This is a genomic window from Streptomyces sp. RK9 (genome assembly GCF_045070545.1).
Taxonomy (GTDB): domain Bacteria; phylum Actinomycetota; class Actinomycetes; order Streptomycetales; family Streptomycetaceae; genus Streptomyces; species Streptomyces alboflavus.
Window position 1 is genome coordinate 287,866 of the sequence record NZ_CP173705.1, and the last position, 23,423, is coordinate 311,288.

Annotated in this window: 18 protein-coding genes and 1 tRNA gene; 9 read left to right on the plus strand and 10 right to left on the minus strand. The window is 73.5% G+C overall.

Annotated elements, in window-relative coordinates:
• Window positions 1–292: 292 nt before the first annotated feature.
• A complete protein-coding gene (locus AB6L24_RS38810; protein ID WP_405664098.1) occupies window positions 293–2,152 on the plus strand; it encodes a putative bifunctional diguanylate cyclase/phosphodiesterase in 1,860 nt (619 codons plus the stop codon).
• Window positions 2,153–2,160: 8 nt separating this feature from the next.
• Here AB6L24_RS38810 and AB6L24_RS38815 read toward each other — a convergent pair whose 3' ends face one another.
• From AB6L24_RS38815 to AB6L24_RS38830, 4 genes are all read right to left on the minus strand, one after another.
• Window positions 2,161–3,069, minus strand: coding sequence for a LysR family transcriptional regulator (locus tag AB6L24_RS38815; protein WP_405664100.1), 909 nt, complete (start codon window positions 3,067–3,069; stop codon window positions 2,161–2,163).
• Between the two features lie 158 nt (window positions 3,070–3,227).
• A complete protein-coding gene (locus AB6L24_RS38820; protein WP_405664523.1) occupies window positions 3,228–4,328 on the minus strand; it encodes an LLM class flavin-dependent oxidoreductase in 1,101 nt (366 codons plus the stop codon).
• 481 nt (window positions 4,329–4,809) lie between these two features.
• A complete protein-coding gene (locus tag AB6L24_RS38825) occupies window positions 4,810–5,550 on the minus strand; it encodes a decarboxylase (protein WP_405664102.1) in 741 nt (246 codons plus the stop codon).
• A complete protein-coding gene (locus tag AB6L24_RS38830; RefSeq protein WP_405664105.1) occupies window positions 5,547–6,467 on the minus strand; it encodes a decarboxylase in 921 nt (306 codons plus the stop codon). Before AB6L24_RS38830 ends, AB6L24_RS38825 begins: the two co-directional genes overlap by 4 nt.
• Before the next feature lie 575 nt (window positions 6,468–7,042).
• Between AB6L24_RS38830 and AB6L24_RS38835 the strand changes: the two genes are divergently transcribed.
• Both AB6L24_RS38835 and AB6L24_RS38840 read left to right on the plus strand, forming a co-directional pair.
• Window positions 7,043–7,975, plus strand: coding sequence for a D-2-hydroxyacid dehydrogenase (locus tag AB6L24_RS38835; RefSeq protein ID WP_405664525.1), 933 nt, complete (start codon window positions 7,043–7,045; stop codon window positions 7,973–7,975).
• A gap of 101 nt (window positions 7,976–8,076) precedes the next feature.
• Window positions 8,077–9,486 (plus strand): amidase, encoded by a 1,410-nt coding sequence (locus AB6L24_RS38840; RefSeq protein WP_405664108.1) that lies wholly within the window; start codon window positions 8,077–8,079, stop codon window positions 9,484–9,486.
• Window positions 9,487–9,612: 126 nt separating this feature from the next.
• On the opposite strand, the gene AB6L24_RS38845 is transcribed toward AB6L24_RS38840, so the two are convergent.
• A complete protein-coding gene (locus AB6L24_RS38845; protein WP_405664110.1) occupies window positions 9,613–10,104 on the minus strand; it encodes a DUF3830 family protein in 492 nt (163 codons plus the stop codon).
• 109 nt (window positions 10,105–10,213) lie between these two features.
• Here AB6L24_RS38845 and ehuB point away from each other — a divergent pair, with 109 nt between their 5' ends.
• The 6 genes from ehuB to AB6L24_RS38875 all read left to right on the plus strand — a co-directional run bounded on the left by ehuB (window position 10,214) and on the right by AB6L24_RS38875 (window position 14,483).
• Window positions 10,214–11,113 (plus strand): ectoine/hydroxyectoine ABC transporter substrate-binding protein EhuB, encoded by a 900-nt coding sequence (gene ehuB, locus AB6L24_RS38850; RefSeq protein ID WP_405664113.1) that lies wholly within the window; start codon window positions 10,214–10,216, stop codon window positions 11,111–11,113.
• Complete coding sequence (gene ehuC / locus AB6L24_RS38855; protein WP_405664116.1) at window positions 11,110–11,856, plus strand: ectoine/hydroxyectoine ABC transporter permease subunit EhuC; 747 nt, start codon at window positions 11,110–11,112, stop codon at window positions 11,854–11,856. Before ehuB ends, ehuC begins: the two co-directional genes overlap by 4 nt.
• On the plus strand, window positions 11,853–12,518 hold the full coding sequence (gene ehuD / locus AB6L24_RS38860; RefSeq protein WP_380854825.1) for an ectoine/hydroxyectoine ABC transporter permease subunit EhuD: 666 nt from the start codon (window positions 11,853–11,855) through the stop codon (window positions 12,516–12,518). The genes ehuC and ehuD overlap by 4 nt, the downstream gene beginning before the upstream one ends.
• Window positions 12,508–13,323, plus strand: coding sequence for an ectoine/hydroxyectoine ABC transporter ATP-binding protein EhuA (gene ehuA / locus AB6L24_RS38865; RefSeq protein ID WP_380854823.1), 816 nt, complete (start codon window positions 12,508–12,510; stop codon window positions 13,321–13,323). The genes ehuD and ehuA overlap by 11 nt, the downstream gene beginning before the upstream one ends.
• Window positions 13,324–13,555: 232 nt before the next feature.
• On the plus strand, window positions 13,556–14,314 hold the full coding sequence (locus AB6L24_RS38870; RefSeq protein WP_405664120.1) for an IclR family transcriptional regulator: 759 nt from the start codon (window positions 13,556–13,558) through the stop codon (window positions 14,312–14,314).
• A gap of 95 nt (window positions 14,315–14,409) precedes the next feature.
• Window positions 14,410–14,483: transfer RNA gene (locus tag AB6L24_RS38875), tRNA-Lys, on the plus strand.
• Between the two features lie 214 nt (window positions 14,484–14,697).
• Here the strand turns inward: AB6L24_RS38875 and AB6L24_RS38880 are convergent.
• From AB6L24_RS38880 to AB6L24_RS38900, 5 genes are read right to left on the minus strand one after another with little or no spacing between them, the layout of a single operon-like run.
• Window positions 14,698–15,612, minus strand: coding sequence for a kinase (locus AB6L24_RS38880; RefSeq protein ID WP_405664123.1), 915 nt, complete (start codon window positions 15,610–15,612; stop codon window positions 14,698–14,700).
• Window positions 15,609–19,244 (minus strand): non-ribosomal peptide synthetase, encoded by a 3,636-nt coding sequence (locus tag AB6L24_RS38885; RefSeq protein ID WP_405664124.1) that lies wholly within the window; start codon window positions 19,242–19,244, stop codon window positions 15,609–15,611. The genes AB6L24_RS38880 and AB6L24_RS38885 overlap by 4 nt, the downstream gene beginning before the upstream one ends.
• Window positions 19,241–20,500: an ATP-grasp domain-containing protein gene (locus AB6L24_RS38890; protein WP_405664127.1), complete on the minus strand. Its 1,260-nt coding sequence runs from the start codon at window positions 20,498–20,500 to the stop codon at window positions 19,241–19,243. The genes AB6L24_RS38885 and AB6L24_RS38890 overlap by 4 nt, the downstream gene beginning before the upstream one ends.
• Window positions 20,497–22,134, minus strand: a complete 1,638-nt coding sequence (argH, locus tag AB6L24_RS38895; RefSeq protein WP_405664129.1) for an argininosuccinate lyase — start codon at window positions 22,132–22,134, stop codon at window positions 20,497–20,499. Before argH ends, AB6L24_RS38890 begins: the two co-directional genes overlap by 4 nt.
• Window positions 22,131–23,210, minus strand: a complete 1,080-nt coding sequence (locus AB6L24_RS38900; RefSeq protein WP_405664131.1) for a cysteine synthase family protein — start codon at window positions 23,208–23,210, stop codon at window positions 22,131–22,133. The genes argH and AB6L24_RS38900 overlap by 4 nt, the downstream gene beginning before the upstream one ends.
• Window positions 23,211–23,423: the final 213 nt, after the last annotated feature.

Below are 23,423 nucleotides of genomic sequence, written 5' to 3' on the forward strand. Positions count from 1 at the left end.
CCGGTCGAGTGAGGATCGGCCAGGATGCGACACTCCGGCCGCTCACCGGCTGTCACAAGCGGTCGAGCGGCAAAGAAGCCTGTACAGGGCCGAGCAGAAACGATCTGCCGGTCGCCTTGGGGGCCCGCGCGGGGCGTGGTACGGCTGGAACGGGCCGTCGGCCTGCCTCTATGATCGGCACACTTTCCCGGCCCCGTCGGCCGCCCCCCAAACGGCCGACCGCCTCCCCAGACCCGCCAGGATTCGGGGCCCATCGACCTGCTCGACATCAATTGCACTGCGGGAGCAAGCGGTGAACGGAACCTCACAAGGGCCGACCGCCACAGCGGTCGCAGACCCCGGCCGTGCCCGGCCTGCCGTCACGGAGCGTCACCAATCGGGCCCGACCGGGCCCCTCGCCCAGTACGCCGCCGACTACCGCGCCGCCTTCGCAGCGGCCCCCCTGGCCCTCGCCGTCGTGGACCGCGAGGGCCTGGTCGTCAGCGCCAACGAAGCGCTGGCCGAACTGCTCGGCGCCGATGCCGCCGACCTCACCGGGCGGGTCGCCGCCGACCTGGTGGACCTCGCGTCCGACGCCCGCACCTGGCACGCGTACCGCGAGGTGCTCCGCGGCCGGCAGGCCAAGCTCCGCTGCACCCGCCGCCTCAAACACCCCGAGGGGCACTCGCTGTGGACCCAGATCACCGCGTCGCCGCTGCCCGGCGGGACCGAACGGCGCGGCGCGGGCACCGTCCTGCTCGCCGCCGCCGACATCAGCGCGCGCCGTGACCTGCAGGCCCGGCTGCGGCATCTGCAGATGCACGACCCGGTGACCCGGCTGCCCAACCGCGCGCTGTTCTTCGAGCGCCTGGCCACAGCCCTTGAGGCGGGGGCGTACGACGACACGAGCACCGGCCGGATCGGGCTCTGCTATCTGGACCTCGACGGATTCAAGGCGGTCAACGACACGCTCGGCCATCGCGTCGGCGACCGGCTGCTCGCCGCCGTCGCCGAGCGACTGACCGCCCTCGCCGACCGCGCCGGATACGGCAGGGCGTCGGCGCCGCTCGTCGCCCGGCTCGGCGGCGACGAGTTCGCGCTGCTCGTGGAGGACTCCACCGGCACCGACCAGCTCACCGAACTCGCCGAGACGGTCCTGCGGACCCTCCAGGAACCCTTCGACCTGTCCGGGCAGCGGCTCTCCGTTTCGGCCTCCATCGGCGTCGTCGAGCGGCGCGCCGCGGGCACCACGACCACCGGTCTGATGCAGGCCGCCGACACCACGCTGTACTGGGCGAAGGCCGACGGCAAGGCCCGCTGGACCCTGTTCGACCCCGAGCGCAACGCCCACCGCATGACCCGCCAGGCGCTCGCCAGTTCGCTGCGCCCCGCCGTCGAGCGCGGCGAATTCGTCCTGGACTACCAGCCGTTGGTGGGCCTGGAGGGCGGCGACGTGCGCGGCGTCGAGGCACTCGTTCGGTGGAATCACCCGCAGTTCGGGTTGCTCACGCCGAATCGGTTCATCGGACTTGCTGAAGAAGACGGCTCGATCGTGCCGCTCGGCCGCTGGGTGCTGCGGACCGCGTGTCTCCAGGCCCGGCGCTGGCAGCTCGAACACCCCGGCCGGGAGCCGCTGTTCGTGAGCGTCAACGTCGCCGTGCGCCAGGTGTGGGACTCCGACCTGGTGGCGGACGTGGCCGAGATCCTGGCGGAGACCGGTCTCCCGGCGGGACTGCTGCAACTGGAGCTGACCGAATCCGCCGTCATGGGCTCCGCGGGCCGGCCGTTGCAGGCCCTGCAGGCGCTCAGCGACATGGGCGTCCGCATCGCCATCGACGACTTCGGCACCGGCTACTCCAACCTCGCCTACCTCAGCCGCCTCCCGGTGTCGGTCCTGAAGCTGGACGGCTCCTTCGTGCGCGGATTCCAGTACGACGAGGGCGAGTACGGCGCGGTGTCCGCGCACATCAACCCCGCCGACGAGGTGATCGTCGAGGCCCTCGTCCAACTCGCCCACCGCCTCGGGCTCACCGTCACCGCGGAGTGCGTGGAGACGTCCGGGCAGGCGGAGCGGCTGCGCAGGATCGGGTGCGACACCGGGCAGGGGTGGCTGTACTCACGGCCGGTGGGGGCGGATCGTATCTCCGTACTTCTCGGGTCGCGGGACACCTGAGCCCCCGGTCACTCCCCCGCCTCCGGCTCGTCGCGCGCGGCGAGGCACGCCTGTACGAAGTCCCGCACCTCCTGCGGGACTTGGGCGCCCGGGGCGTGGGCCACGCCGACCCGGGCCGGGCTGACGCCGCGCACCGGACGGTAGACCACGCCGGGGCGGCGGCAGGCGCGGGCCGTCGCCGCCGAGGCGAGGGAGACGCCCTCGCCGTCGGCTATGGCGGTCAGCCACTCCTCGACGGTACGGGCGACGGCGCCGACCTTCGCCGGGCGGCCGTCGCGTTCGTCCGCCGCCAGCCAGTAGTCGCGCCACCAGCCGGACTCCGGCGGGGCCGCGACGAAGGGCTCGTCGAGGAGTTCGGCGAAGTCGACCTCCTCGTACGCGGCAAGGCGGTGCCCGGCCGGCAGCGCGACGCGGCGCGGCTCGGTCAGCAACACCTCGACGTCCAGGGCCTCCTGGCCGGGGAACGGCAGCCGCAGCAGCGCCGCGTCGACGGTGCCCGCGGCCAGGCCCCCCGTCGGGTCGTCCGGCGCGGCCTGCGTCAGGCGCACCCGCCAGCCGGGTCTGCGGCGCGCGAACTCGGCGACGCTCCGGCGCCCGAGCCCCTCCGCCCCGTCGGTCACGAAGCCCACCCGCAGGACGCGGTCCGCGCGCGCCGCCGCGCCCCGCGTGGAGCACAGCGCCGCTTCCCAGGCGTCGAGCACCGCGGGCGCGGTGGCGGCGAGCGCCGCGCCCGCGTCCGTCAGGGCCATCCCGGCGCGCGACCGCGTGAACAACTCCGTCCCCAACTGCGTCTCCAGGCGCCTGAGCTGCCGGGTCAGTGCGGGCGCCGACAGGAAGAGGCGGTCGGCGGCACGCGCGAGGTCGCCCTCCTGGGCGACGGCGGTGAAGCAGCGCAGCAGTCGGGTGTCCATGTCCATGGCGACAGGTTAGGGAAGCGGGTGGGACATGGGGGCTTGGGGGTGGTCGCGGGGCACACGCCAAGGGGCGGGCCGGTGACGGGAGTTGGGTGACGGGAGTGCGGGTGCCGCCCCCACCCCCGTCGGGGGCGGCACCCTTTGTGGTGCGCGGGCCGCGGTCAGGCGGGGTTCGGCAGTCCGTAGGCGTCCGCGACGAGTTCGTAGCTGCGCAGGCGTACGTCGCCGCTGTGCGCGTTGGCCGTGAGCATCAGCTCGTCGGCGCCGGTGCGCTTGGCGAGGTCGTCGAGGCCGGTGCGGACCTGGTCGGCGGTGCCGTGGACGACGTTGGAGTTCCAGCTGTCGATGAAGTCCCGCTCCATCTCCGTGAACCGGTGCGCCTCCGCCTCCTCCGGCGTCGGCACCAGGCCGGGGCGGCCGGTGCGCAGGCGGACCATGTTCAGGGCGGCGGCCATCACCTGACGGCGGGCCTCCTTCTCGTCGTCCGTCGCGAGCGCCGAGACGCCGATGAGGGCGTACGGGGCGTCGAGGACGGCGGACGGGCGGAACGACTCGCGGTACAGGTCCAGGGCCGGGATCGTGTTCTGCGCGGAGAAGTGGTGCGCGAAGGCGAAGGGCAGGCCGAGGCCGCCCGCGAGGCGGGCGCTGAAGCCGGACGAGCCGAGCAGCCAGACGGGCGGGCGGTGCGGGGACTGCACGCCGCCCGGGGAGGTGGACTGGACGGGGCCCGGGACCGCGTGGATGCGGGCGTAGGGGTGGCCGTCGGGGAAGTCGTCGTCCAGGAAGCGGGTCAGCTCCGCGAGCTGCTGGGGGAAGTCGTCGGCGCCCTCGTTCAGCCGCTCCGTGCGGCGCAGGGCCGCGGCTGTGGCGCCGTCCGTGCCCGGGGCGCGGCCGAGGCCCAGGTCGACGCGGCCCGGGGCCAGGGCCTCCAGGGTGCCGAACTGCTCCGCGATGACCAGGGGGGCGTGGTTGGGCAGCATGACGCCGCCCGAGCCGAGGCGGATGCGGGTCGTGTGGGCTGCCAGGTGGGCGAGGATCACCGCCGGGGAGGAGGAGGCCACTCCCGGCATCGAGTGGTGCTCGGCCACCCAGTGGCGGTGGTAGCCGCGGGACTCGGCCAGCTTGGCCAGGGCGACGCTGGTGCGCAGGGCGTCGGTCGCGGTGCGGCCCGCGCCCACGGTCACCAGGTCGAGTACGGACAGGGGGGTCGGGGCGTCGCCGTGCCGGGGGGCACGGATTCCCTCGTCGCCGCTCTGCTCCACTGTCACCGGGGCCTCCTGGTCTTCGCCTGCGTCTTTGCGGTACGCAGGGTCGAACAGGAGGGTGTCTCCGTTTATTCCCGCATGGGACGCCCCAGTCCCGCCCCTTTCCCGAAACCGGGGCTCCGCCCCTGGACCCCGTAGGCAGGTGTCCCGTGGCGGGTGGGACAGTCCTCCCCCGCTATCGGCGCTCCGCGCCTCGTCCTCAAACGCCGGACGGGCTGAAATACAGCCGGGGCGGGCTGGAAAGGTGCCGCGGAGTGGAAAGGTGCTGCGGGGTGGGCCGGCGAGGCGCTGCGGCGTGCGCCGTTTCGGGGCTGAAGGTGCCGGGCTGTTGGCCAGCAGGGTGCAGGTTGGGGCGGGTGGGTGGGAGAGAGCCTGTCCGGCGTTTGAGGACGAGGCGCGGAGCGCCGATATGGGGGTGACCCCGGCGGGGCTGAGGGTGCCGGGGCTGTCGGGCAAGCCGGTGCGCGCCCCGGCCGGGCTACTGGTCGCGGATCTGGACGATGGGCTCCTTCGTGAAGAGGGCGCCGAGGTGGGGGGCGTTGACTCGGCGGGAGGTCAGGCGGAGGGCTTCCCAGAGGGTGACCTGGTTGGCGGTGAGGACCGGCTTGCCGAGGGCCGCTTCGAGGGGCTGGATGTGGGCGGCCGTGTGGAGCGCGGTGTCGGGCAGGAGGACGACGTCCGCGTCGGGGTGGTCGCCCGCGCGGGCGAGGGCGAGGACCTCGTCCCACCCCCAGGTGCCGACCTCCGCGGCGGTGATGATGCCGCTGCCCCGCAAGGCGACGACCTCGGCCCCCGCCGCCTTGAGGAAGGCGGAGAAGTGGAGGGCCACGTCCTCGGGATAGGTCGCGGCGACGGCGACGCGCTCGGCGCCGAGTTCGCGTACCGCGTGGGCGAAGGCGAAGGACGTGGAGGACGCGGGCAGCCCGGCGGACCGGGCGAGCGCGCGGACCTGGTCGTGCGCCCCGTCCCAGCCGAAGACGAAGCTTCCGCTGGTGCAGGCCCACACCACCGCCTCCGCGCCGGTCAGCCGCAGCTCCTCGACACCGGCGGTGAGCCGCGCGGCCGAGCCCATCTCCAGGAGCGCGTCCACGCGGTGGGCGTCCTCGCCGATGTCCGTGTGCACGACGTGCAGCCGGATGTCCGAGTCGAGGAGTTGTTCCATGCGGGGGTAGTCGTCCTCGGCCGAGTGTCCGGGGTAGAGGAATCCGAGTGCGGTCAAGTCCAGCCTCCTTCGGCGGTCGGTCCTGCGGGCCCGGTGGGTTCCGCGGAGCCCGCTGGACCCCCGGGCGGGTCGGGCAGGCCGTCCGAGGGCGCCGCGCCCGGCGGCACCGCGGGTGACACCGGTGGCTCGGCGAGCGCGTCGAGGGCACCGAAGTCCGCGGTGCCCGGCCGCGCGCCCGCGTTGACCAGCGCTTGGTAGGGCCCCACCGCTCGCGTACCCAGCCTGCGCAGGGACGACCACATCGTGACCTGGTTCGCCGAGATCACCGGCATCCGCAGCTCGGCCTCCAGCTGCGGGATGACGTCGTACGTGGGCAGGTTCGTACAGCTGATGAACAGCGCGTCGACGGGCCCTGACGCCGCCTGCCGCGCCATGTCGGCCACGTCGCGGTAGGGCACCTTCCAGATGTGCCGGGTGAGGCCGAGATAGGCGCGGCCCACCACCGAGACGCCCGCCTCCGCCAGATACTCCTCCAGGGACTGGGTCACCGACCAGGTGTAGGGCGTGACCAGGGCGATCCGCCGCGCGTCCAGCTCGTCGAGCGCTTCGAGCAGGGCGCCCGACGTCGTCACGGAGGCGACCGACCCCTCGCGCGACATGGCCTCGCACATCGCCCGCTCGCCCGCGATGCCGCCGACGAAACTGCCCGACGTGCAGGCGTAGGCGAGGACTTCCGGTTCGGCGGCGGTGAGCGCGCGCACCGCCTCGGCCAGGGTCTCGTGCTCGCTGACCAGGCGGGCCAGGTCGAGGCTGACTTCGACGGGCACGTACGGCGTGCGCGTCAGATGCAGGGAGACCTCGTCCGGGACCCAGCGCCACAGCTCCCGGTCGAGGGCGAAGTCGAAGGGTGCGACGACACCGACACCGCGCTGAGGGTGTGGTCCGCCGAGGGTGGAGAACGAAGTGACGTCCATGAGCAGGCCCTAAGTTCGTGCGTGCAGGGACAGGGCCGGCCGGGGGCCGGAAAGTGGAGCTTGGCGGCGCGCGACGCGCCGGGACGTCGGGACGGGGGTGCGTGTGCGGCGAGCACACCGTGCGCGAGGGAGGAGACACGCAGCGTGCTCGTCCCTGTGGTGCCTGAGCTGAACTGCTTCTGTTGACGAAGGTAGGTTGGGGTGCCAGCGTGGTCAATCCGCACATCTCAGACGGCTGAGAACGTCGGCCGCCGGGACGCTGCGGTGTCGTCCTGACGCTCTCCCAGGGAAGCGGGCTCTCGTTGCGAAACGGTTTCTCTGCCATGTCCGAAAGCGGTGGCTCCGGGAGCGCCGCGCGTGTCGGAAGCGGGGGCTCCGACGGCGGGGCTTCCGGAAGCACGACGCCCGGTGAGGGCGTGCCCCGGAGCACCGAGGCGCGGGGCACGGGGCCCGGTGAGCCCCTCACGCCCCCCTCCGTCCCGGCAGCCGCTGCGGCTCCCACGCCCCGCTCCGCCCCCTCTGCTCCCTCCGCCCCCTCTGCTCCGGCTGCTCCCACTCCCCCCACCGTTCTCGTACTGGACGCCCCCTCCCCCGCACCCCCGCCCCGCCTCGGCTCCCTCACCGGGCGCGCCCGGGTGCTGCACGCCGACGAGGACACCCTCGCGGACCGGCTCCCGGACGCCGATGTGCTCCTGGTGTGGGACTTCCTCTCGCACGCGGTGCGGCGCGCCTGGCCCGGTGACGGGCCGCGGCCCGCGTGGGTGCACACGGCGAGCGCGGGCGTCGACCATCTGATGTGCCCCGAACTCGCCACGTCCGACGCGGTGGTGACCAACGCGCGGGGCGTCTTCGACGAGCCGATCGCCGAGTACGTGGCCGCGCTCGTGCTCGCCATGGCCAAGGACCTGCCGCGCACCCTCGACCTCCAGCGGGAGCGGACCTGGCTGCACCGCGAGAGCCGGCGGATCGCGGGCACGCGCGCGTGCGTGGTGGGTTCGGGGCCGATCGGCCGCGCCGTCGCCCGCACCCTGAAGGCGCTCGGCATCGCGTCGGCCCTGGTCGGGCGGGCCCCGCGCGCCGGGGTGCACGGCCCGGACGACCTCAACCGGCTGCTCGCGCGCGCCGACTGGGTGGTGTGCGCGGCACCCCTGACGGACGACACGCGCGGCATGTTCGACGTGCGCCGCTTCGGGGTCATGCAGCCGTCGGCGCACTTCATCAACGTGGGCCGGGGCCAGCTCGTGGTCGAGGACGACCTCGCCGCCGCGCTGTCGAAGCGGTGGATCGCGGGGGCCGCGCTCGACGTCTTCGAGCGGGAGCCGCTGCCCGCGGACAGCCCGCTGTGGAGTGCTCCGGGCCTGATCGTCTCGCCGCACATGAGCGGTGACACGGTCGGCTGGCGGGACGAACTCGGCGCGCAGTTCGTGACGTTGTTCGGCCAGTGGGAGGCGGGTCGGCCGCTGACGAACGTGGTCGACAAGAAACGTGGGTATGTCCCTGGGCACTGATCGTTCGGCGCCCTCGACGGGCACCGTCCGACCGGCGCCCGGCCTCTCTCGGCGCACGCCCGCCCCGCCCTGCCTCGCCCCCGTCTCGTTGAGGAGCACGCATGACCGAGCTCACGGACCTCACCGCCGTACAACTCGTCGATGGCTACCGCAAGGGCGAATTCAGCCCCGTGGATGTCACCCGTGCGGTGCTGCGCAGGGCCGAGGAGATCCAGCCGGTCGTCAACGCGTTCGTACGTCTGGACCCCGAGGGGGCGCTCGCGGCGGCCGACGAGAGCGCGGAGCGGTGGCGGCGCGGTGAGCCCGCCGGGCTCGTCGACGGGGTGCCGGTGACGGTGAAGGACATCCTGCTGCAGCGCGGCGCGCCGACCTTCCGTGGCTCCAAGTCCGTGTCGGAGGAGGGGCGTTGGGACGAGGACGCGCCCTCGGTGGCGCGGCTGCGCGAGCACGGCGCGGTGTTCGTCGGCAAGACGACGACTCCGGAGTTCGGCTGGAAGGGCGTGACGGACAGCCCTCGGCACGGCGTCACGCGCAATCCCTACGACCCCTCGCGCACCGCGGGCGGCTCCAGCGGCGGCAGCGCGGCGGCCGTGGCGCTCGGCGCGGGGCCGCTTTCGCTGGGCACGGACGGGGGCGGCTCGGTGCGGATCCCGGCGGCGTTCTGCGGGATCTTCGGGTTCAAGCCGACGTACGGCAGGGTGCCGCTGTATCCGGCGTCGGCGTTCGGGACGCTCGCGCACGTCGGGCCGATGACGCGGGACGCGGCGGACGCGGCTCTGATGCTGGACGTGATCTCCGCGCCGGACGCGCGGGACTGGTCGCACCTCGGGCCGGCGCCGGGGAGCTTCCGGGACGGGCTCGACGGTGGGGTGCGGGGGTTGCGGGTCGCCTACTCGCCCTCGCTCGGCGGGCAGGTCGCGGTGCGGCCCGCCGTCGCGGCGGCCGTGCGGGAAGCGGTGGGGAAGCTCGCCTCACTCGGTGCGTACGTCGAGGAGGCCGATCCCGATTTCACCGATCCGGTGGAGGCCTTCCACACGCTGTGGTTCAGCGGGGCGGCCCGGGTCGTGCAGCAGCTGCCGCCCGGGCGGCGGGAGTTGATCGATCCGGGGCTTCGGGAGATCTGTGCGCAGGGGGCGCGGTTCAGTGCGCTCGACTATCTGGCGGCGGTGGATGTGCGGATGGCTCTGGGGCGGCGGATGGGGGTCTTCCATGAGACGTACGACCTGTTGGTGACGCCCGCGTTGCCGGTCACCGCGTTCGAGGCGGGGGTCGAGGTGCCGGGGAGGTCGGGGCTGCGGCGGTGGACGGGGTGGACGCCGTTCACCTATCCGTTCAACCTGACGCAGCAGCCCGCTGCGACGGTGCCCTGCGGGGTGGATGGGGACGGGTTGCCGGTGGGGGTGCAGGTGGTGGCTGCGCGGCATGCGGATGCGTTGGTGCTGCGGGTGGCTCAGGCGTTGTACGGCGGGGGCGCCGCGCGGGGCGTTCCCCAGCCCCGCCCCTTCCCGTAACCGGGGGCCGCGCCCCCGGGCCCCGCTGGGCGGGTGTCCCGTGCGGGTGGGACAGCCTCCGCCGAATCGGCGCTTCGCGCCTCGTCCTCAAGCGCCGGACGGGCTGGACGGGGCGGGCCGGGAAGCTCAGCTCGCCCGCCGGAAGTTCAGGCTCTCCCCCAGCGCCCCCGACCTCCACAAGTCGTTGCACGCCGCCGCCATCTCCTCCAGGCCCTCCACGATCTGGCCCCAGACGATTCCGGGGACCCAGCCCACGTCGCCGTTGATCAAGAGGTTGTTGCGTTCGTAGAAGAGGGCCAGGTCGACGATGGTGCCGCGTTGGTCCTGGTCGTAGCCGTAGGACTTGGTGCCCAGCTCTGTGCCGGTGAAGGTGAAATAGCACAGGTCGCCGGGGATGGGCGTGATGGTGGGGTTCTCCAGGGGTGGCTCCTCGGGGGCGAAGGCCGGGAACAGGGCATAGATCTCGTTCCGGGCATACTTCGCATGGAACACTTCTCCGCCCAGCGGGAGGGCGTCCCAGACCGCCGCGCAGGTGACCGGAGCCCGGTCGTCGAGGAGCTTCGCCGTGGCCTGAACTCCCCGCTTGGCGAGGGAGACTTCGATGTATCGGTCTGCCATGGGGCCCATGGTCCACCCCGGGTCGGCGCCCGCGTCAAGTGGACAACGATCGCATCAGGGGCCGAAATTCAACGGCATATCTCGTGTCTACTCGGGTAGCCGCGCGGCCATGGCTCCACCATCGAGGAATCCGAACAAGACAGAGCGCGCACCCGGCGTGCGCCGGAGATCCGTGCTCGCCTCCGCCGCCGTCCTGGGCGCGGGCGCGCTCGGCGCCACGGCGTGCAGCCGGGTGCCGACGGGCGACACGCTGGCCCGCCTGAAGTCGCAGGGCACGGTGCGGCTCGGCATCGCGGGCGAGGCCCCGTACGGCTACATCGACGAGAAGGGCGACTTCACCGGTGAGGCGGTGGAGCTCGCGAAGATCATCTTCAAGCGGCTCGGCGTGGACAGCGTGCAGCCCGTCGCCACCGACTTCAGCTCGCTGATCCCCGGGCTCAAGACGCAGCAGTTCGACGTCGTGTCGGCCGGCATGTACATCAACAAAGAGCGCTGCCAGCAGGTGATCTTCTCCGATCCCGAGTACCAGATGCTGGACGCCTTCATCGTGCGCAAGGGCAACCCGAAGGGGCTGCACACGTACGCCGACGTGGTGAAGAAGAAGGCCAAGTTCGGGACCGGGACGGGCTACGCCGAGATCGCGTACGCCGTCGACGCCGGGTACAAGGAGAGCGACATCGTGATCCTCCAGGATCCGGTGGCGGGGCTCAACGCCGTCGAGGCCGGACGCATCGACGTGTTCGGCGGCACCGCGCTCACCGCGCGCGGCGTCGTGAAGAAGAGCCGCAAGGCCGAGGCCACCGAGGCGTTCGCGCCCATCGTCGACGGCAAGAAGCACGTCGACGGCGGCGGCTTCACCTTCCGTCCCAACGACACCGAGCTGCGCGACGCCTTCAACGTGGAGATCCACAAGATGAAGAAGAGCGGCGAGCTCTTCCGGATCCTCAAGCGGTTCGGCTTCACCAAGGACGAGATGACCGAGCTGACCGCAGAGGAGCTGTGCAAATGACAGCGGGACTGTGGGAACACTGGGTACTCCCGGGCATCTGGATCACCGTCCAGCTCACGCTCTACAGCGCGGCGCTCGCGACCGCCGTGGCCTTCGCCGTCGGCATCGCGCGCACGCACCATCTGCGCGTGGTGCGCTTCTTCGCCGGGTTCTACACCGAGATCTTCCGCGGCACCTCGGCGCTCGTCCTGATGTTCTGGATCTTCTTCGTCCTGCCGCAGCTCGCAGGCTGGGCGCTCGTCCCGATGTGGGCGGCGGTGCTCGCGCTCGGTCTGTCGTACGGGGCCTACGGCGCCGAGGTCGTGCGCGGCGCCCTGAACGCGGTGGCACCGGCGCAGCGCGAGGCGGGGGTCGCGCTGAGCTTCACGCCGTGGCAGCGGATGCGGCTCATCCTGCTGCCGCAGGCCGTGCCCGAGATGATCCCGCCGTTCTCCAACCTGCTGATCGAGCTCCTGAAGGGCACCGCCCTGGTGTCGCTGCTCGGCATCGGTGACGTGTCCTTCGCCGCCTATCTGGTGCGGCTCGCCACCACCGAGAGCGCGGAGATCTACTCGATCACGCTGGTCATCTACTTCGTGCTCGCGTTCCTGCTGACCCGCGGCATGCGGATCCTGGAGCGCCGGGCCAAGGCCGGCATCGGGCAGCGGCCCGAGCCGGGCGTCGGCGTCCTGAACAGGCTGGGCCTGCGCCGGTCGACGGACGAGCTGACCCACGCGGTGAAGCAGAACGGGGGTGCCTCATGAACGACGGTACGGACAAGTGGGACTGGGGCGCCGTCTCCGACTTCATGCCGCACTTCTGGGACGGGCTGCTCGTCACCCTCCAGGTGCTCGCGCTCGGCTCGCTGATCTCGTTCGGCGTCGGCCTCCTCTGGGCGCTCGCGTTCCGGGCGCCGACGCGGTTCGTCCGCTGGCCGGTCGGGATCATCACCGAGTTCATCCGCAACACGCCGCTGCTCGTACAGCTCTTCTTCCTGTACTTCGTGCTGCCGGAGTGGGACATCCAGTACTCGGCGATGACCACCGGCACCATCGCGATCGGCCTGCACTACTCGACGTACACCGCGCAGGTCTACCGCGCGGGCATCGAGGCCGTGCCCGTCGGCCAGTGGGAGGCGGCCAAGGCGCTCAGCCTGTCGTACACGCGCACCTGGACCGCGGTGATCCTGCCGCAGGCGATCCGGCGCGTGATCCCCGCGCTCGGCAACTACGTCATCGCCATGCTCAAGGACACCCCGCTGCTCGCCAGCATCGGCGTCCTCGAACTCCTGCAGCGCTCGCGACTCGAGGCCGCGCAGACCTTCCAGTACACCGAGGCCCTGACCGTCGTCGGTGTCGCCTTCATCCTCATCGCCTACCCGTCCTCCCTCCTCCTGCGAGCCCTGGAGCGCCGTCTTGTCCGCTGACACGAATCTCACCAAGGACCAGCCGAACCCGGCGGTGGACGGCAGCGAGCTGATCCGCTTCGACAAGGTCGTCAAGCGCTTCGGGTCCAACACGGTCCTGGACGAGCTGGACTTCTCCGTCGCCTCCGGCAAGCACGTCACCCTGATCGGGCCGTCGGGATCAGGCAAGACGACGATCCTGCGCCTCCTCATGACCCTGCTCAAGCCGGACGAGGGCACGATCAAGGTCGGCGGGGAGTATCTGACGCACGAGGAGAAGAACGGCAAGCTCGTCCCGGCGGGCGAGAAGCACGTGCGCGAGGTCCGCAAGAACATCGGCATGGTCTTCCAGCAGTTCAACCTCTTCCCGAACATGAAGGTGCTCCGCAACATCACCGAGGCGCCCGTCACCGTGCTCGGCCTGTCCAAGGACGAGGCGGAGCAGCGCGCCCGCGACCTGCTCGACCTGGTCGGCCTCGGCGACCGCTGCGACTCGTACCCGACGCAGCTCTCCGGCGGCCAGCAGCAGCGCGTCGCGATCGCCCGCGCCCTCGCGATGCGGCCGCAGGTGCTCCTCCTGGACGAGGTGACGTCCGCGCTCGACCCGGAGCTGGTCGCGGGCGTCCTCGACGTCCTGCGGGACATCGCGCACACCACCGACATCACGATGCTGTGCGTGACCCACGAGATGAACTTCGCCCGGGACATCTCCGACCAGGTGCTGATGTTCGACGCGGGCCGGGTGATCGAGTCCGGGCCGCCGGAGAAGATCTTCACCGAGCCCGAGCACGAGCGGACGCGAGGATTCCTCTCGGCGGTGCTCTGACCACGGCCGTCCCGCCGCGCGATGCCGTGAGCACGGCGCGCAACGCGTGAGGCCATGGCGTCGGCGTATTCGCTTGGCATATGCCAGAGTGGCGCGTTCCTGTTCAGCGAGCCGGAAACGCGCCACTCTTGTGGCCAACACCCCCTCCCCAGGGGGTATTTGGCGGTTATCGTGGACAGTGTCCAGCTGTCCGGAACCGTTCCATCTCAGGCTCAGGGATCAGGGAGAAGCCGTGGCGGTGCAGCGCGAGTCGACGACGGCCCACCAGTTGGTGCAGAACGCCCTGCGGGTGCTCGAAATCGTCGCGCGCCGGGGCACCGGCGTCACCGAGGAAGAGCTGGCCCGGCGCACCACGATGCCCGCCGCCCAGCTCGCCGCCCTCCTGCGCATGCTGCGCCGCGAGGGGTACGTCGAGCAGATCACCGACGGGGCGTACGTCACGGGCGTCTCGCTCACCCGCCTCGGCTCCGCCCACGACCGCGCCCTCGCGCTGCGCGACAAGCTCCGGCACACCCTCGGCGGCCTGCGCGACTCCATCGGCGCGGCGGTCTACGTCAGCCGTTATGTGGACGGCGAGATCCGGGTCACCGACTTCGCCGACGGCCCCGGCACGCCGAAGGTCAACGAATGGGTGGACTTCCGGGTCTCCGCGCACGCCAGCGCCGTCGGCAAGAGCCTGCTCGGCCAGCTCGACCTGGACGCCCGCCGGGACCATCTGTCCCGGCACAAGATGGCCCGCCTCACCTCGCGCACCATCACCAGCGAGCGCGTCCTGCTCAGCAACCTCGACGCCCAGGCCGCCACGGTCCCCGTCCTCGACCTCCAGGAGTACGCGGTCGGCACGGTCTGCGCCGCCGTCCCCATCACCGCGGGCGCCACGGTCGGCTCCCTCGCCCTCTCCCTGCCGGTCGAGCACGCCCACCGCCTGCGCGAGGCGGCGGAGACCCTGAACCGCAGGGCGGCCCCGGTGCTGCTGTCCCTGGCGATCTAGGCAGTCCCGGACAGGTCCTGCCCGGGTCCCGCCCCGGCCCGCCCCTGGTGGTCCGGAGCACCCCCCAGGACCAGGTATTATTTTCGAGTCAGCAGGCGCCGCTAGCTCAGTTGGTTAGAGCAGCTGACTCTTAATCAGCGGGTCCGGGGTTCGAGTCCCTGGCGGCGCACGACAGGCAAGGCCCTCCGTGGATACGGGGGGCCTTCGCTGTTGGACCAGGCTCGGCAGCGCCCAGCGAAGTCGGCTGGGGGTCCGGGGGTTATCCCCCGGGAGATGCAGCATCAGCGGGTCCGGGGTTCGAGTCCCTGGCGGCGCACGACAAGCAAGGCCCTCCGTGATCACGGAGGGCCTTCGCTGTTGTCAGCGGAGGGCCTTCGCCGGTCTCAGTCGAAGCTCAGCGTCCTGTACACCGTCACGTTCCCCGCCAGTTCCTGGCAGCGTTGGGCCGCTGCTGTCAGCTTGGTGTGGCAGTCGGGGGCCGATGTGTCCAGGAGGATGCCGAGGGCCGTGCCGCTGTGGCCCACGACGACGCCGAGGCCGCCCACGTCGGCGCAGATGGCGATCATGGGTTCCAGGGACCACTTGTGCCGCAGGACCTGGTTCATGCGGGCGCTGGCCGTGGCGACGCGGCCGACCTCCGTGAGGTCGCGGCGGGCCACGGCCCCGGTGACGCGGTCGAGGAGGCGGGCGTACTCGCGTTTGTCGGCGGCGGTGAACGGCTTGGGGATGTTGTTGAAGTCGACGGTGTCCACCGAGCCGCCCTCGTCGACGCTGACCACCGCCATCGACGGCAGCGAGCCGAGCAGCGCGCGCAGCCGCACGCTGCGGTGGTGGAAGGCGACGACCGAGGGGTAGAGCACGCCGTCGGTGGGCTCGATCCTGGCGAGGTAGGTCTCGATGCGGCGCGGCGGCATCGGCTCGCGCAACGCGTTGGCGACCGCGCGGGCCGTGGCCACCAGGTCGGCGGACGAGCTGGCGAGGCCCTTGCCCTCGGGCAGGGTGCTGTCGAGGGTGAGCAGGCCACCGCCGGGCCGCCGCGCGTCCTCCATGATCATGGAGGTGAGCCGGAGCGCCTTCTTCTTGTGCGGCGGCACGACGGCGAGCTCCGCCGCGCCGCGGTCGAGCTCGAAGCGGGCCATGGCCCAGCGGGCCACCGGCAGCGTCACCAGGAAGTCGCCGTCCTGCTCGGGCAGCACGCCCTGGAGCAGCTCCCCGAAGGTGCCGAAGGCCGCGCTGACGCCGACGGCGGCGACGCCGGGCGGGGCCGCGCCGGTCAACAGGTGTGCGTGCGTGGTCACTTGGTTCCTCCTTGCCCGGGCGGGCCGGCGCGCAGCGCGGCCCGCACCGCTCCCGCCGCGTCAGCGGGGCGGGTATTGACGAAGTAGTGGCCTCCCAGAGGCAGTTCGTGGCTCGTGACGTGGTCGCTGACCGCCTTCCAGGCGAGGGGCGAGCGCGCGGAGCGCCCGGTGGCCGGGTCGTCGCGCGCGACGACGACGTCGAGGGGCGCCCGCACCCGGTGCGCGTCGGGGTCGGCGCGCAGCCGCAGGAGGTGCGCGTGCGCGGCCCGCAGGTCGTGGCGGCAGGCGCGGGCCACGACCGCGGCGCGCTCCGGCTTGAGCGCGTCCAGCTCGACGTACGCGCCGCCCGCGCGGAGGCCGTCGAGGAGCGTCACGTCGTCCGCCGCGGCGGCCCGGTCGGCGCGGGCGCGCAGGGTCGGGGGGTCGTCGAGGAGCTGGGCGCCGACGAAGACCCGCGCGACGGCGTGGCCGTCGGCCTCCAGGAGCCGGGCGGTCTCCAGGGCGGGCGCGGCGCCCGCGCCGTGGCCCCAGAGCAGGACGGGGCCGGTGGCGCGGGCGGCCAGTTCGTCCCGTACGCGGCGGGCGAGTCCGGGGACGTCCGCGAGGGGGTCCGCGGTGCCCGCGAGGTCGTGTCCTGGCGGCTCCACGCCGAGGACGGCGATGCCCTCGCCCTCCAGCTCGGCGGCGAGCGCGCGGTAGTTGACGGCGTTCCCGCCCTCGTACGGGAAGCAGACCAGGGTGTGGCGCGGGTTGCGGACCAGGGACAGCTCCTGGAGGAGGCCGCCGCCCGGGGCCCCGGCGCCGTCGACGGCGGCGGCCAGGTCGGCAAGGACCGGGTGGGCCGTGAGGCGGGCGAGGGAGAGGGTGCCGTCGAGGTGGACGAGGAGGCGTACCGAGGCGAGGGACGTGCCGCCCAGCTCGAAGAAGCTGTCGGTGCGGCCGATGCGCTCCAGGGGTACGCCGAGGACCTCCGCCCACACCATGGCGAGGCGCCGCTCGGTGGCGGTGGCGGGCGCGGTGTGCGGGGCGCCGCCGTGGCCGAGGGTTCCGGCGAGGCGGACCAGGGCGGGCTTGTCGGCCTTGCCGTTGCCGGTGCGGGGCAGCCGCTGAAGCTGGTGGACGTACGTCGGCACCATGTAGTCGGGCAGGCGGACGGCGAGGTGGTCGCGCACGCGGTCGGCGGGCAGCGGGCCGGGGCCGCTGACGAAGGCGGCGAGGTGGCGCGGGGCGCCGGTGCCCTCGCGCGGGCCCCCGGTGGCGATGTCGGTGCCGCCGCCGTCGACGACCACGGCGGCCTCGCGGACGCCCGGCATCGCCGTCAACCGGTGCTCGATCTCGCCGAGTTCGATGCGGTAGCCGCGGATCTTGACCTGTTCGTCGTGGCGGCCCAGGTACTCGATGCGGCCGTCGGGCAGCCAGCGCCCGAAGTCGCCCGTGCGGTACATGCGGGTGCCCGCGCGGAACGGGTCGGCCACGAAGGCCTGCCGGGTGCGCTCCTCGTCGCCCACGTAGCCGCGCCCGACGCACACGCCGGAGAAGGCGATCTCGCCGGTCGAGCCGAGCGGCACGAGGTCCAGGTTCGCGTCGAAGATGTACGGGTTGACGTTGCGCAGCGGCCGGCCGAGCGGCACGAAGTCGCGCTCGGGCGCGGCGTCGAGCACGTCGTGCACGGTGTCGTCGCAGACCTCGGTGGCTCCATAGGCGTTGACGAGCCGGATGTCCGGGTACAGCGCGAACCAGCGCCGGACCAGGCCGAGGCCCAGCGCCTCCCCCGTCACCGACAGCGCGCGCAGCGCCCCGAGCGGGCGCGGCGGCCCGCTCTCCAGGTGCGTGAGCAGGACCTCCAGGTACGAGGGGACGACCTGCGCGACGGTGACACCACCGTCGACGATGTCGTCCAGGAAGCCGTCCACACCGAGCTGTCGTGCGGTGTCGACGATGCGGACGGCCGCGCCGGTGAGCAGAGGCGCGGCGAACTGCCAGAGAGAGATGTCGAAGCTCTGGGACGCGGTCTGGGCCACGACTTCGCCACTGCCGCCGGAGTGCGCAGGGCCGGTCACACGGCCCGCGCCCGCCGGGTCCGCGAGCCCCATGTCGTCGATCTTCGCCCGAAGGTGGTTGAGCAGCCCGGCGTGCTCGCACAGGGCCCCCTTCGGGGTCCCGGTGGACCCGGAGGTGAAGTAGACGTAGGCGGCCCGGCCGGGGGTCAGGGGGACGTCGGGGGCGTGGTCGGGGCCGCCCGCCGTGAGGATGCGGGGGACGGGGAGGATCTTCGGGGTGGTGGGGGTGTCCGGCCGCGCGGGCGCATCCGGCGCTGAGGGGTCCGGGGCCATGGGGGCATCCGGACCGGGAAGGGCATCCGGCCTCGGGAGGGCGTCCGGCCCGGCAGGAACGTCCGGCCCGGCGAGCGCATCGGCCCCCGCAAGCGCCGCCGCCTCCCGCGCCGGGCCCTCCCCGGCCTCGTCCGCCAGCACGAAGTCGGCTCCGCTGCGGACCAGTTGGGTCGCGATGTGATCGACGGGGAAGTCCGGGCGCACCGGCAGATAGACGCCGCCCGCCTTGAGGACGCCGAGTGCGGCGGTGATCCAGTCCGGGGTGCGCCGCATGACGACGGCCACCACGTCCTCGGCGTCGAGGCCCTCCGCGAGCAGCGCGTGGGCGACCGCGTTAGCGGCCCGGTCGAGCTCCCGGTACGTCAGCCGCCGCTCCCCGTGCACGACGGCGGGCGCGTCGGGGCACGTCCGGACCCGGTCCTGGAACTCCTCCACGAACGTCCGCTCCGCCAACCGCCCGCGCGGGCCCGCGAATTCGTACAGCTGTGTCTCCTTCTCGCGTGCCGACAGCAGGCTCTGCCGGTCGTGGCGCGCGGCCGGGTCGGCGGCGATCAGGCGCAGCGCCGCGAGGTGGTATCCGGCGACGCGTTCGGCGTACGAGGCGTCGAGTGCGGCCGTGTCGTAGGTGACGCGCAGAGCGAGCCCGCCGTCCGCGTCCGGGGCGAGGCGCACGCGCAGGACGGTGCCGTCGGGCAGGACGCAGTCCGGACGGTCCGGCCCTGGCGGCGAGCCCGACCCCGACCGCGAGTCCGGCTCCGACCCCGAGTCCGCCCCCGGCAGCGAGTCCAACCCCGACAGGTCAAGCGTCACCTCAGGGCACCCCCCACCGCGATACGTCCCCGCCCCGGCCGCCCCCGCGATCAGCTCGGCCCACGTCGAGTCCGGCACCGCGAGGCGCAACGGCCCCCGGAACGCGTCCTGTTCGTGCGGGACGTAGCCGATGAGCAGGTCGCGTTCGTTGGTGAGGGTCGCGAGGACCCGGGCGTGGGCGGCGAGGAGCAGGGCGGGGAGGGTGGTGTCCAGGTCGGCGGCGGTGCGCTCCAGGGTCCGGGTGGTGTCGGCGGGCAGCCGGGCCGTGCGGGTGCCCGTGCCGGGCCTGCCTCCGGGGAGGGCGGTCCAGCGGGGGATCCTCGTGGCGGGCTCGCCGTCGGGCTCCCTGGCGAGGCGCGCGGAGGGCCCTTGGGTCGACGCGTACGTCGGGGCGCGCTTCGGGTCGTACGCCGGGGCGCTCCTCGGGCCGTGCGGCGGCGCGGCCTTCGGGCCGTACCGCGGCACCGCCTTCGCCTCGTGGTCGGTCATCGGTCCCCCTTCGCGCCCTCGTCCAGCTCGACGTCGATTCTGTGGGTCGCGTCCCGCGCGCGGCGGGCCGCCGCGTCGGGGCCGGGGCCGGTGGCGACGACGCACGCCAGGCGGTCCAGGAACGAGTGCGTGACGCGCACGTCCCTGCCGACGGCGGTGCCCGCGGTCGCCGCGACGACCCCCGGTGCGGCCAGCGCGTCCGCGAGACCCGTGACCGCCGTGACCCGCCCCTCCCCCGCCGCCCGCAGGAAGCGGACGGCGGCGTGCCCGGCGCCGGTCCCCGCCGGGGCGGGCGCCAGGCCCGATGCACGCGCGATCACCGCGTCGACCAGGTCCACGCCGGTCGCGGCCCGGACGGCGACGGGGATCATGCCGCCCGCGAGCCTCGGGTTGACCTCGATGACGACGGGTCCCCGCGCGGTCAGGCGCAGTTCGGTGTGGGCCGCGCCCCAGCCGAGGCCGAGGGCGGTGAGCGCCCGCAGCGCGGTGTCGGCGAGGGCGGCGGCCGTGTCGTCGGGGACGGGCGCGGGTACGTCGTGCCCGGTCTCCACGAAGTACGGCTCGGCCCCGAGGTGCTTGGCCACGACCGCGACCACCCGGTCGTCCAGGGTCTCCACGGAGAACTCGGGCCCCTGGACGGCCTGTTCGACCAGGACGCGGGCGGGCACGGGGGCGCCGCGTTCGTCGGTGGCCCGCTCCAGGAGGCGTGCGGCCCAGGCGCGGGTCTCCGCCGGGTCCCGGCACAGCCGTACGCCGACGGAACCGGAGCCGCTGACGGGCTTGAGGACCACCGGGAACCCGGTCACCTCGGCGGCCCGCACCGCCTCGGCCACGCTCCCGGCCTCCGTGAACGCCGGGACCGGCACCCCGTGGGCCGCGAGTGCCGCCCGCTGGGTGCCCTTGTCGCGGCAGCGGGCGACGGCGTCCCCGTCGGCGGCGGGCAGGCCGAGCTTGGCCGCCGCGCGGGCGGCGGTAGCCACGAAGTACTCGGAGCTGGAGGCGACTCCGGCGAGACCTCCGCCGCCCCCGCGCACCGCGCCCTCCGCGAGCGCCGCGCACTCCTCCACCACCGCCGTCAGATCCCCGGTGTCCACGATCCGTACGTCCACGGCGTCCTCGGCGAGGTACGGATAGCGCGCCGGATCCCGGGTCAGGAGCACGGGCCTGAGCCCGCGCGCCCGGGCGGCGGCGCAGAACTCGCGGCCCGTGCCGGTGGTGTTGCTCTCGACGAACGCGAGGAACGCGCCCTTGCTCATCCCGAGCCTCCCGTCGCTCCCCCGGACCCGGCTGCCGCCGAAGGACCGGGCCCGTACCGTTCGACGACCCCCGCCACGGCCGCCGCGAGCGCGTCGTCGGCGTCCCGCAGCCGGGCCCGGCAGGCCGCGCCCCAGTCGGCGTGGGCGCCGAGCCTGCGGCGCAGCGCGGCCACGACCTGGTCGCACTCGCCGGGGCCGCCGCCGCGGTCGTGGTCGGCCACGACGTCGGCGAGCGGCGGGAGCGGCCCGCCGAGGCCGGGGTGGCCGTCGGGCGGGGTGACGTCGGTGAGTTCGGCGGCGCCGGAGTCGACGGCGTCGCGGACGGCGGCGCCGACGGCGTGGTGGGCGGTGCGGAACGGGACGCCCTGCGCGACCAGCCGGTTGGCGATCGCCGTGGCGGTCACGAAGCCCTCCTTGGCGCGCTGTTCCATCCGGGCCGGCACCGGCCGCGCGCCCGTGACCAGGACCTGCGTCAGGAGCACGGAGTCCCGCACGGCGACGAGCGCGGGCCACACCACGGCGACGGCCTCCGTGCCGACCTCGATGGAGTTGGTGAACGGCGTCGACTTCATCGCGGACGCCGACGCGGTCCAGGCGCCGACGGCCGCGGCGGCCTTGGCCTTCACATGCTCCAGGAGGAAGGCGTTCCGTTTCTGCGGCATGGCGGAGCTGCCGCCGACGAGCCGCTCCGGGAACTCCACGAAGCCGAACTCCTGCGTGGACCACAGCTGCAGGTCGGTGGCGAGACGGCTCAGGGTCACCCCGGCGGAGGCGGCCGCGGCGAGCGCCCGCAGCGCGGTGTCACGGGCGGCCACCGCGTCCGTGGCGTGCAGCGGCGGGCCCGCGAAGCCGAGCAGCGCGGCGGTGCGCGCGGGCCGGATCGGCAGGTCGGTGCCCGCCACCGCGCCCGCGCCGAGCGGACAGCGGCGGCCCAGCTCGTCGACGGTGTGCCTGAGGCCCGCGATGTCCCGGTCGAGCGCGGTGGCGAGACCCGCGAGGTAGTAGCCGTACGTGATGGGCATCGCGGGCTGGAAGTGGGTGTACACGGGCATGACCACGTCCCGGTGGACGCGGGCCCGGGACAGCAGGGCGGCTTGCAGCCGGAGCAACTGGCTGATCAGCTCCTGGAGTTCGACGCGCAGCCGCATCGCCGTGACGGTGGCCTTCAGGTCGTTGCGGGAGCGCCCGGTGTGCAGCTTTCCGCCGACGTCCGCGCCGAGCGCCGCGACGAGATGCCCCTCGTACATGAGGTAGAGCCCGCGCGGCGCCGGTGCGCCCACGAGGTCCCGGAAGCCGTCAGCGCGCAGCCGGCCGACGCGGTCCAGGAGGGCCGCGGCGGCGGGACCTGGGAGCAGCCCGCTCTCGGCGAGCATCACGACGTGCGCGAGGTCGACGGTGCTGGTGAGGTCCAGTTCGGCGCGGACGTCGGCGGGGGTCGGCTCGCCGTAGACGACGCGGCGGGTGCGGGGGCCGAGGACGGCGGTGAGGCGGCCGGTGCCGGGGGGTGGGGTGTCCGGGGACGAGGTCTCCGGGGTCGGGGCTCGGGACGGCCCCGGTTCTGATGCCGGGGCCGGGGCTTGGGCCGGGACTTGACCCGAGGCTTGGGCCGGTGTGCCGAGCGGTGGGGCCGTCATGACAGGACCTGTTCCGCGCGGTCGCGCCCCGCCGGGCGCGGCACCACGCCGGGCACGTCCTCGTAGCCGCGGCGGTTCCACGCGAACCGGGTCCAGGCCGCCCCCGCCTCGTCGGGCGAGGCGACGGTCACGGGCTCGGCGTCGGGGCGCGGGTCGAGGACGTACCCGTTGTCCGCGAGCCAGGCGTCGTCGTACACCGTGGCCTGATAGCGGTAGCCCTCGTCCGGCATCATCACCACGCACAGCTTGTCCGGGTTGCGCCGGGCCCACCACTGCGCGACGAGGTAGGCGGCGCCGCTCGTCGGGCCCTGGAACAGGGCGTGCTGGGCGTGCAGGGCGCGGGTGTGCGCGTACGCCTCCTCGGCGGCGCACCAGTGGACCTCGTCGAAGACGCCGTGGTCGAGGTTGGCGGGCCACAGGCTGTTGCCGAGTCCGCGCAGCGTGCGCGGCCCGTCGTCCTGGCCGAACAGCACGCTGCTGTGCGTGTCGACGCCGATGGCGAGGGTGTCGGGGTTGTGCGCGCGCAGGCCGCGCGTGGTGCCGCACATCGAGCCGCCCGAACCGACGGGCCCCACCAGGCAGTCCACCGCGCCGAGGGTGCGGATCAGTTGCTCGGAGACCCGCTCGTAGGAACGGGGGTTGTCGGGGTTGGTGTACTGCTCGGGGCAGAACGTCGACGGCAGCGCGGCGCGGATCTCCGCGAGCCGCCGCAGCCTGGCCTCCTGGAAGCCGCCGACGGCGGCGGGCTCCCGGCAGATCTCGACCTTCGCGCCGAGGTCGCTGAGCCTGCGGTACAGGTTCGCGTCGATGGCCGGGTCGCTGACCAGGATCAGCTCGCGCTCGGTCAGCGCGGCCTGCATGGCGAGGGCGAGCCCGAAGGTGCCTGAGGTGGTCTCGACGACCACCGTGTTGTGGTGCAGCTCGCCGCGCTCACGCGCGCGTTGGAGGATGAAGTGGGCGGGCAGCAGCTTCATCAGGGTGAAGACCGCGCCGTAGAGGTTGGGGCCGATCCGCACGAGACGCGGCATCATCTGCGCCTCGGTGATCGAGTGGTACGTCGGGGGGGTCACCGGCATGGGAGCTCCCTGGGAATCGGGGTGGTGCTGGTCGGGGCGGCGGCGGGCGGAGCCCACGGGGTGGGCGGCGGAGCCCGAGAGGCGGATGGCGAGCGCGTCGCGGGGGACGCGGGCCGGGCTCCGCGCGAGGCCGGCGCCGATGGCGGTGCCTCTCCTTCGGTCAGGATCCAGGGCGGCCCTGACAGCGGACTGACAGCCGGAGCGGGTGCCGGG